The organism is Streptomyces sp. NPDC031497 (assembly GCF_055580905.1).
The window spans coordinates 360,614-374,822 of record NZ_JBVIKO010000002.1; the positions used below are offsets into that span (position 1 = coordinate 360,614).

Below are 14,209 nucleotides of genomic sequence, written 5' to 3' on the forward strand. Positions count from 1 at the left end.
TCGTTACAGGAACAGGCGGCGCCAGGTCTCCGGCCCCGGGTAGCCGTCGGCCGCGCCGCCGCGCCAGCCCTGGGTGCGCTGGAACGCCTCGACGGCCCTGCGGTCGGCCTCGCCCCAGGCCGGGTCCGGGCCGTCGGTGTAGAAGCGGCCGAAGCCCCTCTTGACCAGTTGCCTGCCGAGCTGGGCGACGTAGTCGTTGGTGGCGCCCGGACGGAAGTAGTTCTTGCCGGGGTAGCCCGGGACCCCGTGCGAGGCGGGGACGGGCGTGGCCGTGGTGGCGGGCTTGATGTTCCTGCCCTTGCCGGTGGCGAGGAGTTCCCAGGTGCGCGGGCCGGGCAGGCCGTCGGCGGCGGCGCCGGTCCAGCCCTGGGCGAGCTGGAAGGCCCGGGTGGCCCGCTGGTCCGAGGCGCCCCAGACCGGGCCCGCGCCCTTCGGGTAGTGACCGGCGCCGCCCCGGGCGATCAGCAGCCGGCCTAGCAGGGTGACGTACTTGTTGTCGGCGCCGGGACCGAAGTAGGCCGCGCCGGGGAACGGCACCGCCGTCCTCCCGGCCTGGGCGCCGGCCGCGCCCGGGTCGGCGATCAGGCCCTTGTAGCGGTAAGGGACGTACTTGGCGGAGTTGCTCCAGTAGGCGTAGGGCGTGGACTGGCGGCGGGCGTGCGGGGGTGTCTGCTCGTACGCCGTGTACGCGGTCTGCGTGTAGTCCGTCCAGCCGCCGAAGATCACGACGTGCGAGCCCTTCTCGGGGTTGTCCGGGTTGTGGAAGAGCAGGATGTCGCCGGGCTGGAGCTCCGCCTTGGTGATCTTCGTGCCGAACTGGTCGAGGCTGCCCGTCCACTCGTTCCCGGTCAGGCCCCAGGCCATCGAGACATAGCCGGAGCAGTCCTGCCGGTATCCGTCGGTCCAGTAGAGGGACATGCTGTACGGCACCTTGGCGGCGACCCAGATCTTCGCCCGGTTGATGATCTCCGTACGGGTGATGGGGGGCGTGGTGACCGGGCCGTGGACGGGCTTGCCGCCGGGGCCGTGCAGGGGGGACTTGGCGCCCTGCGGGGTGTCGGGCTCGCCGTCCGCGGGGACTGCGGGCCGGTGAGGGGCGGGCGGGGTGCTGTGGGCGGCGGCCGTCGGGGCGCTCGCGGCGAGGGCGGCGGACGCGGCGGCGGCCACGACCAGGACGCCCCGGGCGGCCGGGTGCCCGCCGAAACGCCCGGGCAGCGGGTACGGGCCGACCCGCCGCCAATGGAGGCAGCCGGGGCATTCGCAGTCGTTCGCGGGGTCGAATTCCTCGAATACCGGGGCCGGCATGCGATTCCCCTCACACTTCGGGTGGATATGTCCGGGACTGTGCACATTGATCAGTTTCCCAACTGTCATCCCGGTGCGCATGCTGACGGTCCGAATGATGTACAGCAGGGGTTGGCCAGGGGTCCCCCTGATGGCCGCCGGTCGGGAGCACCGCCCTCCGTCGGGTAGAGTTCTCGCTGTCAGCACGCGCCGCTAGCTCAGTTGGTTAGAGCAGCTGACTCTTAATCAGCGGGTCCGGGGTTCGAGTCCCTGGCGGCGCACAGACACCCAGAAGGCCCCCCGCAGCAGCGGGGGGCCTTCTGGCGTACGCCCCACCGGCCGCATGAGGGCACTTCGACATCATGCGCCCCTTTATGTCAAATACCGACACGGTCGATCCACACAATCACCACAGGTTCCACAATGAACACCTATGACCGGTAAACACCGTGTTTCGCTCTTGCGATCATGCTCGGCACCGTAGAACCCTGGATGTCCAAAGTGCCGATGATTCGGGGCACTTGGGGGGTAGGTAACCGGTTGCCAGATCTGCGGGGTGAGGGGCCCCGGTCATGAATCGGTGCCGAGGGGGGCATCATGCAACCGGACGGTCACGGTCCGTGTCCATATCTGTGGAACGACCGTGCCCCGCCATTGACGCGCCCGGCCTGATCGAGGGGGATCCGACCGGGCGGTGGGACCGACAGACACGCGCCGATCTGCGCGTGTGGGGGGATGACTCATGACGTCGACGCCGACGGGCGCCCGGCAGGAGCAGGAACACGACCCGTCACAGACATACGACCCGTCACAGACCACACAGCTCCGCGTACCCGCACACCGAAGCACCACCGGCGCCCTGCGCCGGATCAAGAAGACACTGCCGAGATACGACTACGAGCACTACAGCAGGCTCGCGGGCCCCCTCACCCAGCCCGATCCGAGCACACCGTACAAGGTGCAGTACCGCTCACTGCTCTCCCAGGAACCGCACCGGCTGCGCGCCGCCCTGATGCTGGGCGCGGCCCCGCTGCTCTCGCTGGTGCTGCTGACCTGGCTGCTGCAGCCCGAGCACTGGACCCAACGCGACTACCCGGCCTACGACTTCCTGCCGGCCCTCGACATCGTGATGCTGGTGTCGATCGGCCTGATCGAGTTCTTCCGCTGCATGAACGTGCTGTCCAACGCGCACGCCACCCTGGTGGCCCGCGACCCGGTCCCGGTGGTCCCGGAGACCGGCACCCGGGTCGCGTTCATCACCACGTTCGTGCCCGGCAAGGAACCCCTCGACATGGTCACCCGGACCCTGGAGGCGGCGGTCCGGCTGCGCCATCGCGGCCTGCTGCACATCTGGCTGCTCGACGAGGGCGACGATCCCGAGGTGAAGCAGGTCTGCGCGCGCCTGGGCGTGCACCACTTCACCCGCAAGGGCGTCACGAAGTGGAACCAGCCCAAGGGCCCGCACCGCGCCAAGACCAAACACGGCAACTACAACGCCTGGCTGGAGGCGCACGGCGACGAGTACGACTTCTTCGCCTCCGTCGACACCGACCACGTCCCGCTGCCCAACTACCTGGAGCGGATGCTGGGTTACTTCCGTGACCCGGACGTCGGCTTCGTCATCGGCCCGCAGGTGTACGGCAACTACGACAACCCCATCACCAAGGCCGCCGAGTCCCAGCAGTTCCTCTTCCACGCCCTGATCCAGCGCGCCGGCAACCGCTACGGCGCCCCGATGTTCGTCGGCACCTCCAACGCCGTACGCATCAGGGCGATCCAGCAGATCGGCGGCCTGTACGACTCGATCACCGAGGACATGGCCACCGGCTTCGAGATCCACCGCACCAGGAACCCGGCGACGGGGAAGAAGTGGCGCTCGGTGTACACCCCGGACGTGCTCGCGGTCGGCGAGGGCCCGAACGCCTGGACCGACTTCTTCACCCAGCAGCTGCGCTGGTCCCGGGGGACCTACGAGACGATCCTCAAGCAGTACTGGCGGGGCCTGTTCACGCTGTCGCCGGGCAGGTTCTTCAACTACACGATGATGATCATCTTCTACCCGATGTCCGCCCTCAACTGGATCCTCGCGGCGCTGAGCTGCGCGCTGTTCCTGGGCCTGGGCGCCTCGGGTGTGAACATCGACCCCACCGTGTGGCTGATGCTCTACGGCAACGCCTCCGCGCTCCAGATCGGCCTGTACATCTGGAACCGGCGGCACAACGTCTCCCCGCACGAACCGGAGGGCTCCGGCGGGGTGGCCGGGATGGTGATGTCGGCGCTGTCCGCGCCGATCTACGCCCGCTCGCTGATGGACGCCGTGCTGCGCCGCAAGAGCAGGTTCGTGGTCACGCCCAAGGGCGAGTCGGCCAGCCCGGACACGCTGTTCGGCACCTTCCGGATCCACTGGTTCTTCATCCTGGTCTTCGGCGGCTCGCTCGCCGCCGGCTTCGTCGGCGGCCACTCGCACCCGGCGATGCTCACCTGGGCGACGCTGGCGCTGCTCATCACAGCGGCCCCGATCTTCGCCTGGCAGTACCAGCTGCGCAAGGAGAGCAGGACGCCCGCGGCCGCCGCCGAGCCGGAGGACGCGGTGCCGCCCGGATACACCCGCGCGGCGCACGCCCCGCAGCAGCGGCCCAGCTGGGCGCCCGCGGGCAGCGGCGGGAACCCGGAGGAGACCATGCGGATCGCGCTCGGCGGGCTGGGGGGACGTAAGGAATGAACGACAGTGCCGGCGGCCGCCGGGCTCGTCGTCTCGCGATCGGCACGGCGGTGGTTCTCGTCCTGGCCGGGATGAACGGGCCGTGGGTGTACCGCTTCGGGACCGAGGAATACCACCAGTACAAGATCAACAGACCCGAGTACAAGGCCGAGAACGGCCACTGGGACGTCATCGAGTTCCCGAAGGAGTACCGCCAGGACACCATCCACGCGGTACTCCTGCACACCGGAAAGGTGCTGCTGGTCGCGGGCTCGGGCAACAACCAGGACAACTTCGACGCCAAGATCTACGACAGCCGGATCTGGGACCCGGTCAAGGGCACCGTCAAGAAGGTGCCCACCCCGGCCGACCTGTTCTGCACCGGGCACACCCAGCTCGCCGACGGCAACATCCTGATCGCCGGCGGCACCAAGCAGTACGAGAAGCTCAAGGGTGACGTCAAGAAGGCCGGCGGCGTCATGATCCTCTACAACGAGAACCCCGACAAGCCGATGACCCTGCCCAAGGGCACCCGGTTCACCGGCAAGGGGAACGGCAGGACGTTCCTCTCCGACGACTCGGTGCTGATCCCGCGCGCGACCAAGGTCTTCGACAAGAAGACCGGCACGTTCCTGCGGAACAACCCCGGTTACGCGCGGGTCGTCGTCGAGGCCCCGAAGGAGGGCACCCGGTACGAGACCGGCACCCAGGACAACTACAGCATCGAGGGACTGACCGGCGCCGACGCCCGCAACACCTACGGCATCGCCAACAAACTCGGCATGGACAAGCGCGACTTCGAAGGCATCAAGAACGCCTACGAATTCGATCCGGTCGCCGAGAAGTACATCAAGGTCGACCCGATGAACGAGGCCCGCTGGTATCCGACGCTCACCACGCTGTCGGACGGCAAGGTCCTCAGCGTCTCCGGGCTCGACGACATCGGGCAGCTGGTGCCGGGCAAGAACGAGGTCTTCGACCCGGCGACGAAGAAATGGACGTACACCAAGTACAAGCGCCAGTTCCCGACCTATCCGGCGCTGTTCCTCCTGCAGAACGGCAAGCTCTTCTACTCGGGCTCCAACGCCGGGTACGGGCCGGACGACGTGGGCCGCGACCCCGGGATCTGGGACGTCGACACCAACCGGTTCACCAAGCTGCCCGGCCTCAGCGACCCGAACGTACTGGAGACGTCCGGGACCGTGCTGCTGCCTCCGGCGCAGGACGAGAAGTACATGGTGGTCGGGGGCGGCGGGGTCGGCGAGTCCAAGCTGTCGACGAACAAGACCCGGCTCATCGACCTGAAGGACACCGAGCCGAAGTTCGTGGACGGGCCCACGCTGGAGAAGGGGACGCGCTATCCGCAGATCTCGGTACTGCCGGACGACTCCGTACTGGTGTCGGGCGGCTCCGAGGACTACCGGGGGCGCGGCGACTCCGACATCCGGCAGGCGCGGATCTACGACACCGCCACGAACTCCTTCAAGAGGGTGGCCGATCCGCTGGTGGGGCGGAACTACCACTCCGGCTCCATCCTGTTGCCGGACGGCCGGGTCATGTTCTTCGGGTCCAACCCGCTGTACGCGGACAAGGCCAACACCAAGCCGGGGGTCTTCGAGCAGCGGATCGAGATCTACACACCGCCGTATCTCTACCGGGACTCACGGCCGTCCCTGAGCGGCGGGCCGGGGACCATCGCCCGGGGCGGGTCGGGGACGTTCACGTCCCAGCACGCCTCGACCATCAAGAAGGTGCGGTTGATCCGGCCGAGTGCGACCACGCATGTCACGGACGTGGACCAGCGTTCGGTCGCGCTGGACTTCAGGACGTCCGGGAACCGGATCACGGTGACGGTACCGAAGAACCGGAACCTGGTGCCGTCGGGGTGGTACATGGTGTTCGTGGACGACGATCAGGGGACGCCGAGTGAGGCTCGGTGGGTGAAAGTGCCGTGATCGGTCCGTCGTCAAGTGCGGGAGCGTGGGGGCTGGTCGCGCAGTTCCCCGCGCCCCTTGCTCTTTTGCCGCCTCCCCCTCTCTGACGGTGCCGGCCCCCGACGCTTGCGTCGGGGGCCGGCACCGTCATGGCGAAGACCGGCAGGTCATTTGGAGGCGGCAGCAAGACCGAGGGCGTAGGTCGGCCACCAATTCCCAGCCTGGGGGCCGCCCTTGCAGGTGCCGTCCGATTCGCCCGGGCGCTTGACCCACAGGTAGGCGTCCACCAGGGCGTCCGCCGTCTTCTTCGTCGGCGTCTCCCCCAGGGCCCGGCCCGGCGGGTTGCACCATCGCTCCTGCGGATCCCCGCCCTCGTACGGGCCGTTGCCGTTTCTGCTGGTGTCGATGACGAAGTGTTTGTCGCCCACCTTCTCCGAGAGCTGCTTGCCGTAGGTGATGGAGTCCTGGGTGGAGTAGAAGTTGGAGACGTTGACCGCGAAGCCGTCCGCCTCGGTGACGCCCGCCTCTCGGAGGGGCTGGTAGATCTGGTCGGGGTGGCCCCAGCCGGCGTTCCCGGCGTCCAGGTAGACCTTCGTGTTCTTCAGGGACCTGAGCTTGGTGATCGCGTCGCGCAGCAGGTCGTAGCGTTCCTCGGCGAACCGGGCCTGGGTGCAGCCGTCGACGAGGTGCAGTACGGCGTCCGGTTCCAGGATCACCGTGGCGGGGCGGTCCTGGATGCCCCGGGCGACCCCGTCGATCCATGCCCGGTACGCGTCGCCGTCGGCCGCGCCGCCCTGGCTGTACTGGCCGCAGTCGCGGTGCGGGATGTTGTAGAGGACCAGCAGGGCCGTACGGTCGGACTTCCGCGCGGCCTCGGTGAAACCGCGCGCCTCCTGCTCCGGGTTCTCCGGGCCGATCCACTCACCGGTCGGCTGCTGCGCTATCTTGCGGATCTGCTCGGCGTCGGTGTCCTTGCCGGCCTTCGCGTAGGCCTTCACCTGGCGGGCCGCGTTGGAGTCGGGGTTCACCCAGAACGGGTCCGTCCGTCCGGGCTGTTGGGTGATCGCGGCGCCCGGATCCGCGGTGTCCGGCCGGTCGTCGCCGCCCCCACCCGAGGAGCAGCCGGCGAGCAGCAGTGCCGCTCCCAGTGCCCACGTCCAGGCCGGCGGCCGGGCCCCCCTGCTGTCGTACATCCAATTCCCCCCTGGGTGCACTTGGCCAGGCCCCAATCGTGACATACCCACCGCACTCACCACGAGATCGCCCGGTCTTGTCGGTGAGCTGTTACAGCCCGGGGCGACGGCGCGGAGGAGGCCGGGCGAGCGCGAACCTAGGCCCGGGCGCGGGTTCCCCTCTAGAGTCGCTTGCGGGCGGTCCGGCCCCCGGCCGTGCCTTCCCAGCCTCCCGCGCCCGCCGCCGGGTTACTCCCGCAGCCCGAGCGCGCGCGGTCGAGGACCGGCCCGGCCGGCGGTCTCAGGGGAGCGGACCGTCGACCGGGCCAGGTGAGTCCGGTACGGCTTCTACACGGCAGTTCCGGTGAGGTACGCGGAGACGACCACGTTCGCCGTATAGCTGTGGGTGGTCCGGTCGAAGGTGCCGCCGCAGGTGATCAGCCGGAGTTCGGCGCGGCCCGACGCGCGGGGGCCGTAGGCCTGTTGGGCGTCGAAGTGGTCGCGGGGCAGGACCTGTACGTCGTCGATGGTGAACTCGGCGACCGTGCCGTCGGCGCGGACCACGCGGATCGTCTCGCCGGGGCGCAGGGCGCTGATCTTGTAGAAGACCGCGGGCCGGGTCTCGGTGTCGACGTGTCCGACCAGGATCGCGGTGCCGGCGGCTCCCGGTTCGGTCCCGGAGCCGTACCAGCCGACCACACCGGGCTGGTCGAAGGACGGTGGGTCGATCCCGCCCTTGTCGTCGAGGCCGCGGGCGACCACGGGGGCCTGCACGCCCAGGTCCGGGATGTCGATGCGCTCGGGCGGGGCCGAGCCCAACGGCTTGGCGGCGGGCGGGAGTTCGGCTCCGGCGGGGCGGCCGACGGCGGCCACGTCACCCGTGGTGGGGCCGGATATGCCGTCGGGCACCTCGGTCACCCCGCGGCCCCACAGCCACAGCCCGAGCAGCAGGATCGCCCAGGCCACGCCGGTCAGCAGCCGCCCGGTGCCGGCGGATCGTTCGGTTTCGTCGTCGGACATCGTCGTGCTGTCTCCTCAGCGTGAGCCGCGGCTTCGCCGGGCACCCAGCAGCCCGACGGCGGCCGCGGCGAGTCCGGCGAGGACGAGACCGGTGACCGCCTGCGCGGTGTCGGGACCGGTCGAGCGGGGCTCGACCGAGGCGAGCGGGGCGGTACCGCCACCGCCCGCGTGCACGGGCGCGACCGGCGTGGCGGCCAGGGCGCCGGGTCCGTCCGGCTGCCCGGCCCCCGACCGCGCGAGCGGCGACTGTCCTACGACGGTGACGCTGCCGCTGACGACGGCTCCGGCGCAGGTGACCTTCACGTCGTAGGTGCCGGCGCCGATCGTGGAGCGGACCTGGCTCTCGCCGGTCAGGGTGCCGTCGTAGCCGCTGACGCGGGCGTCCGAGACGAAGGCCGCCGAGGAGGCGGCGCCGGTCGTACCGGAGCAACCGCTCACCCGCAGCGCCACGACCGAGCCCGGGGCCGGGGAGGCCGGAGTCACGGTGACCCCCTGGCCGTCCGCCGCGTGGGCGGCCGTCGGGGAGAGGCCGGCGGCGCAGGCCAGCAGTCCGGTACAGAGAGTGAGGCGAAGTGAGCCCATCGTGAACCTCCAGATATCTGGAGGCTCCCCCGCACCCGGCGCCCCCGCATCCTCGGGGGGCGCCTTGTTGCTCCGTACGAGTGAGATCAGGTTTGGTGCCCGACCGCTCGGACGCGGAGGTCCGCGGTTCAGATCCGGTCGACGAGGTCCGCGATCGAGTCCACGACCTGGGAGGGGCGGAACGGGTAGCGGTCGACGTCGTCCGGCTGGGTGACGCCGGACAGCACCAGGAAGGTGCGCATCCCGGCCTCCAGGCCGGCGAGGACGTCGGTGTCCATCCGGTCGCCGATCATCGCGGAGGTCTCCGAGTGGCCGCCGATCGCGTTCAGCCCCGCCCGCATCATCAGCGGGTTGGGCTTGCCGACGAAGTACGGCTCCTTGCCGGTCGCGGCGGTGATCAGCGCGGCGACCGAGCCGGTCGCGGGCAGGTCGCCCTCGACGGACGGGCCGACGTTGTCGGGGTTGGTGGCGATGAACCGGGCGCCGCCGTTGATCAGGCGCACCGCCTTGGTGAGCGCCTCGAAGGAGTAGGTGCGGGTCTCGCCGAGGATCACGAAGTCGGGTTCGTGGTCGGTGAGGATGTACCCGATGTCGTGCAGCGCGGTGGTCAGGCCTGCCTCGCCGATGACGTAGGCGCTGCCGCCGGGCCGCTGGTCGTCCAGGAACTGGGCGGTGGCCAGGGCCGAGGTCCAGATGTTGTCCACCGGCACGTCCAGGCCCATCCGGCGCAGCCGTGCGTGCAGGTCACGGGCGGTGTAGATGGAGTTGTTGGTGAGGACCAGGAAGGGCTTCTCGGAGTCCCGCAACTTCTTCAGGAAGGCGTCCGCTCCGGGGATCGGGACGCCCTCGTGGATGAGAACCCCGTCCATGTCGGTGAGCCATGACTCGATGGGCTTGCGGTCTGCCATGTGGTGCGTCTCCTGGCGTGCGGATGGCGTACATGCGGTCATGCGTGAGCCGGGGGCGCCGGAACCACGGCGTACCGACGCCCCCAGCCTAGTCAGGACTGTGTGCACACGACCCCGTCCGGCTCAGCTGCCGGTGGCGGACTTCCAGGCGTCGACGTACGACGTGAGGTTCTTGTCGATGTCGTTCCAGTCCGGCGAGAAGACGTCGACGCCGTCCATCAGCTTGGTCAGCGCTACGGCGTTGGCGTCGACGGCCTTGACGTCGGTACGGGCGCTGAAGCCGCCGCCGACCGAGCTGACCTCCTGCTGCTGCCTGCGCGCGAGCATGAAGTCGAGGAGCTTCTTGCCGTTCTCGGTGTGCGGGGCGCCCGTGAGCAGCCCGGCCGCGTAGGGCAGCGCGAAGGTGGTGGGCTTGCCGCCCTGGGCGGCCGGGAACCAGATGCCGAGGTCGGGCATGGTCTTGGACTGGGCGTAGTTCATCTGCACGTCGCCGTTGGCGACCAGCAGTTCGCCCTTGTCCACCTTGGGGGCGAGCTTGCCGGTGGAGGCGGACGGGCCGACGTTGTTGGCCTGCAGCTTCTTCAGGTAGTCCAGCGCCTGCTGCTCGCCGCCGAAGTCGTGGATCGCCTTGATCAGTACGGCGGTTGCGTCACCGGCGACACCGGGCGTGGAGTACTGGAGCTTGTTCTTGTACGAGCTGTCCAGCAGCTCCTCCCAGGTGGTCGGGGCCTGCTTCAGCTCCTTCTTGTTGTAGACGAAGCCGAAGTAGTTGTCGACGACCGAGGTCCAGGTGCCGTCGGCGGCCTTGTCGGCGCCGCTGACCTGCTCGGAGTCCTTCGGCCGGTACTTCTGGAGCAGGCCCTTGCTGTCGGCCTGCTGGACGAAGGGCGGGAGGGTGACCAGGACGTCGGCCTGCGTGTTGCTCTTCTCCCGCAGGGCGCGCTGCACCACCTCGCCGGAGCCGCCCTCGACGTACTTGACCTTGATGCCGGTCTGCTTCTGGAAGTCGGCGAAGACCTTGTCGTACCAGCCGTCGTTGTTCTCGCCCTTGAGACCGTCGGCGCTATAGACGGTGACGGCCTTCTCGTCGGCGGCGGCCGAGGAGCCGCCGCAGGCGGAGAGCAGCGGGGTGGCGAGGAGGGAGACGACTACGGCGATCTTGAGCGTGTTTCTGGGCATGGCGAGGCCAACTCCTTGCGTCGGTGAGGGTTCTGGATCAGTGCGATCAGCGGTACGAAGCTCGGTTGCGCACGCGGGAGACGGCGAACAGGGCGATCAGGGTCGCCGCCATGAGGACCACCGCCAGGGCGGAGCCGGCGAACAGGGCGCCGCGGTCGGTGGCCGAGTAGATCAGGACGGGAAGCGGGGTCCAGTCGGGCGGATAGAGCATCATCGTGGCGCTCAGCTCGCCCATGGACAGGGCGAAGCAGAGGCCCGCGGCGGCGGTCAGGGAAGGCAGCAGCAGGGGCAGCCGTACCCGCCAGAGCACGTAGGCCGGCCGGGCGCCGAGGGAGGCGGCGGCCTGTTCGTACGCCGGGTCGAGACGGGTGACGGCGGCCGACACCGACTGGTAGGCGAAGGCGGTCACCAGCACGGTGTGGGCGAGGATCACGATCCACCGGGTGCCGTTGAGCAGCATCGGCGGCTTGGAGAAGGCCACCAGCAGCGCCAGCCCGACCACCACCGACGGCACGGCGACCGGCAGCACGAACAGGGCGTCGACCAGGGCCTTGCGGCGCCTGCCGAGGGCATGGGCGGCGAGCGCGGCCCAGGTGCCGACGGCGAGCGCGAGCAGACTCGCGGTGACGGCGGTGACGAGGCTGGTGGTGAGCGCCTGGAGGGCGTCACCGCGGGTGGCGGAACGGAAGTTGCCGGTGGTCAGCCCCGAGGGCAGGGCGCCGGACCAGTGGGTGGCGAAGGAGGCGCCGAGGACGACGAGCAGGGGGAGGGCGAAGAGCGGCAGGAAGAGGACGAGGAACACCGCCCACACCGCCCACCTGGCCTTGCGGCTATGCACCAGCACGACGGCTCACCACCCGGTAGAGGCCGTAGAGGCCCACGGAGATCAGGACGTTGACGACGGCGACGACACAGGCGCCCGGGTAGTCGGACTCCAGGATCGCCTTGCTGTAGACGAGCATCGGGAGGGTGGTGACCCCCTTGGCGCCGGTGAACAGCACGATCCCGAACTCGTTGAGACACAGCACCAGCACCAGGCTCCCGCCGGCCGCGAGCGCGGGCAGCGCCTCGGGAAGGATCACCTGCCGCACGATCCGCGGCGCCCGGGCCCCCAGGCTCGACGCCGCCTCCAGCTGCGCGGTGTCGAGCTGCGAGAACGCGGCGAGCAACGGCCGCATCACGAACGGCGTGAAGTAGGTGACCTCGACCAGCAGCACCCCCCAGGGGGTGGTCAGGAACTGGAAGGACCCGATGATCCCGGTCGTGCCGTAGATGAACAGCAGGGCGAGGGTGATGAGGAAGGAGGGAAAGGAGAGGTAGACGTCGATGAACCGGGCGACGGCTCTGGCCCCGGGAAAGGGGACGAAGGCGATCACGAGGGCGAGCACGAAGCCGAGGACCAGGCACCCGACGGTGGAGGAGACGGCGATCCAGACGGTGGTCCAGAGAGCGTTACGGAACGACTCGGAGGCGAACACATCGGCGTACGCCTGGAAGGAAGTACCGCCCGTGTCCGGGTGCACGGACTGCTGGACGACGAGGGCGAGCGGATAGAGGAAGAAGAGGGCGAGCAATGCAACCGGCGGCAGCACGGCCCACCCGAAGGGGCGCGGGGCTGTACTCGATTTGCGGCTACCGCCGCGTGGGCGCGACAAGCCCCCACCGGCCCGCACCCGAGGCACGACATCAGTCACGGCCAACCCCCGCCGGCAGCAACACCGCATCCTCCGGCGCGAAATGCAGACTCACGGAATCCCCGAACCCGGGCGGATCTTTCAACTCCCGCAGATCAGCCATCACCGCATGTCCACCCACCTCGACGTACAAGCGATGCGTGGCCCCCCGCCACTGGATCTCCTTCACGACACCGGTGAGCTGATTGGGCCCCTGCCCCAGCGCCACCAGATGCGGCCGCACGCACAGGGTGGCCCGAGCCCCGGAGACGGCCCCCGCCGTATCCACCTTCACCGCGACCCCCGCGAAGTCGGCACCTCCCGCCCCCACGGTCACCGGCAGCAGATTCGCCCCGCCCACGAAGGACGCCGTGAACTCGTCGGCGGGCGCCCGATAGAGCTCTGCCGGCGTCCCGCACGCCCGCAGCCGCGCCCTGTCCATCACCGCGATCCGGTCAGCCAGCGTCAACGCCTCGACCTGGTCATGAGTGACGTACAGGATGGACACGTCCGGCAACTCACGGTGCAGTCGGCCCAGCTCCGCGAGCATCCCGGAGCGGAGCTGCGCGTCGAGCGCCGACAGCGGCTCGTCGAGGAGCAGCACCTCCGGCCGGATGGCCAGCGCCCGCGCGATGGCGACCCGCTGCTGCTGGCCGCCGGACAGCTCCCGCGGATAGCGGCGCGCGTACGCCGCCATCCCGGTCATCTCCAGCGCCTCGGCGACCCGTTCGCGGACCTCGCCCTTGGGCGTCCTGCGGGCCTTGAGGCCGAAGGCCACGTTGTCGGCGACCCGCAGGTGCGGGAAGAGCGCGTACTGCTGCACGACCATCCCGATCCCCCGCCGGTACGGCGGCAGGTCGGTGACGTCCCGGTCGCCGAGGAACACCCGTCCGGAGACGGGCCGTACGAACCCGGCGACCGCCCGCAGCGCGGTGGTCTTGCCGGAGCCGGACGGCCCGAGCAGGGCCATCACCTCGCCGGGAGCGACGGTGAGGTCGAGCGATTCGAGGGCGAAACTGTCGACGTTCCCGTCGTAGGCGACGCTCACCGAGTCGAAGCGGATGCCGCTGGTCATCCGAGCACTCCCGGCAGGTCCGCGACCGAGTCCAGCACATGGGTCGCGCCGGCCGCCCGCAGCGCGTCCGCGTCGTGTGCGCCGGTCAGCACCCCGGCGACCAGGTCCGCGCCGGCGCGGACGCCGGTGAGCATGTCGTAGGAGGTGTCGCCGGCGACGGCGACCTGACGGACGTCGTCCGCGGCGGCCGTGCGCAGCAGCGCGGTGAGGACCATGTCGGGGTACGGCCGCCCCCGGCCCCCGGCGTCGGCGGGGCACAGGGTGAGCGGCACCAGGCCCTGCCAGCCGAGGGCGGCGAGGATCGCGTCCTGGGTGGCGCGGGCGAACCCGGTGGTGAGGACGACGGTACGGCCGTCCGCCTGGAGCTTCTCGATGGTCTCGCGGCCGCCGGGCAGGGCGTGCACCCTGCCGCCGTCGACGAGTTCGGCGTAGGCCGCCTCGAAGGCCCGGTTGGCCTCCTGGGCCTTGGCCTCCTCCCCGAACAGGTGCCGGAAGACGGAGATCTTGGACTCGCCCATGGTGGCGCGGACGTAGTCGATCATCCGGTCGGGGTCCGCGCCCAGATGGCGGGCGGCCGCCGTGAACGCCTGCTCGACGAGCCCGCCGTCCGCGACGGTCGTGCCGGCCATGTCCAGCACGACGAGTCGGATGTCGTGAGTCGTCTCAGCCCTGTCGGTCATC

General features: G+C 69.9%; 12 protein-coding genes and 1 tRNA gene. 3 read left to right on the forward strand and 10 right to left on the reverse strand.

Going from position 1 to position 14,209, the window contains the following annotated elements:
• Positions 1–3 precede the first annotated feature (3 nt).
• On the reverse strand, positions 4–1,305 hold the full coding sequence (locus ACZ5K7_RS04920) for a peptidoglycan-binding protein (RefSeq protein ID WP_468910465.1): 1,302 nt from the start codon (positions 1,303–1,305) through the stop codon (positions 4–6).
• Positions 1,306–1,491: 186 nt separating this feature from the next.
• Here ACZ5K7_RS04920 and ACZ5K7_RS04925 point away from each other — a divergent pair.
• From ACZ5K7_RS04925 to glxA, 3 genes are all read left to right on the forward strand, one after another.
• A tRNA-Lys gene (locus ACZ5K7_RS04925) sits at positions 1,492–1,565 on the forward strand.
• A 461-nt stretch (positions 1,566–2,026) separates the two neighbouring features.
• Positions 2,027–4,006 (forward strand): glycosyltransferase family 2 protein, encoded by a 1,980-nt coding sequence (locus ACZ5K7_RS04930; protein ID WP_468910468.1) that lies wholly within the window; start codon positions 2,027–2,029, stop codon positions 4,004–4,006.
• A complete protein-coding gene (gene glxA, locus ACZ5K7_RS04935) occupies positions 4,003–5,940 on the forward strand; it encodes a radical copper oxidase GlxA (protein ID WP_468910471.1) in 1,938 nt (645 codons plus the stop codon). Before ACZ5K7_RS04930 ends, glxA begins: the two co-directional genes overlap by 4 nt.
• A 146-nt stretch (positions 5,941–6,086) precedes the next feature.
• Here glxA and ACZ5K7_RS04940 read toward each other — a convergent pair whose 3' ends face one another.
• The 9 genes from ACZ5K7_RS04940 to ACZ5K7_RS04980 all read right to left on the reverse strand — a co-directional run bounded on the left by ACZ5K7_RS04940 (position 6,087) and on the right by ACZ5K7_RS04980 (position 14,208).
• The gene (locus tag ACZ5K7_RS04940) at positions 6,087–7,112 is read right to left on the reverse strand and encodes a glycoside hydrolase family 6 protein (protein ID WP_468910473.1); all 1,026 of its coding nucleotides are present in this window, start codon (positions 7,110–7,112) and stop codon (positions 6,087–6,089) included.
• Positions 7,113–7,439: 327 nt separating this feature from the next.
• Positions 7,440–8,111, reverse strand: coding sequence for a class F sortase (locus tag ACZ5K7_RS04945; RefSeq protein ID WP_468910475.1), 672 nt, complete (start codon positions 8,109–8,111; stop codon positions 7,440–7,442).
• Between the two features lie 15 nt (positions 8,112–8,126).
• On the reverse strand, positions 8,127–8,693 hold the full coding sequence (locus tag ACZ5K7_RS04950; RefSeq protein ID WP_468910478.1) for a hypothetical protein: 567 nt from the start codon (positions 8,691–8,693) through the stop codon (positions 8,127–8,129).
• 128 nt (positions 8,694–8,821) lie between these two features.
• Positions 8,822–9,601: an HAD-IIA family hydrolase gene (locus ACZ5K7_RS04955; protein WP_351700981.1), complete on the reverse strand. Its 780-nt coding sequence runs from the start codon at positions 9,599–9,601 to the stop codon at positions 8,822–8,824.
• Between the two features lie 123 nt (positions 9,602–9,724).
• Positions 9,725–10,780 carry a 2-aminoethylphosphonate ABC transporter substrate-binding protein gene (locus ACZ5K7_RS04960; RefSeq protein WP_468910482.1) on the reverse strand — a complete coding sequence of 352 codons (1,056 nt, stop codon included), beginning with the start codon at positions 10,778–10,780 and terminating at the stop codon, positions 9,725–9,727.
• Positions 10,781–10,826: 46 nt separating this feature from the next.
• The gene (locus ACZ5K7_RS04965) at positions 10,827–11,624 is read right to left on the reverse strand and encodes an ABC transporter permease (RefSeq protein WP_351700987.1); all 798 of its coding nucleotides are present in this window, start codon (positions 11,622–11,624) and stop codon (positions 10,827–10,829) included.
• Entirely contained in the window at positions 11,611–12,504 is an 894-nt protein-coding gene (locus ACZ5K7_RS04970) for a 2-aminoethylphosphonate ABC transporter permease subunit (protein ID WP_468910485.1), read from the reverse strand. The genes ACZ5K7_RS04965 and ACZ5K7_RS04970 overlap by 14 nt, the downstream gene beginning before the upstream one ends.
• On the reverse strand, positions 12,467–13,528 hold the full coding sequence (locus ACZ5K7_RS04975; protein WP_468910488.1) for an ABC transporter ATP-binding protein: 1,062 nt from the start codon (positions 13,526–13,528) through the stop codon (positions 12,467–12,469). The genes ACZ5K7_RS04970 and ACZ5K7_RS04975 overlap by 38 nt, the downstream gene beginning before the upstream one ends.
• Complete coding sequence (locus tag ACZ5K7_RS04980) at positions 13,525–14,208, reverse strand: phosphonatase-like hydrolase (RefSeq protein WP_468910491.1); 684 nt, start codon at positions 14,206–14,208, stop codon at positions 13,525–13,527. Before ACZ5K7_RS04980 ends, ACZ5K7_RS04975 begins: the two co-directional genes overlap by 4 nt.
• Position 14,209 lies beyond the last annotated feature (1 nt).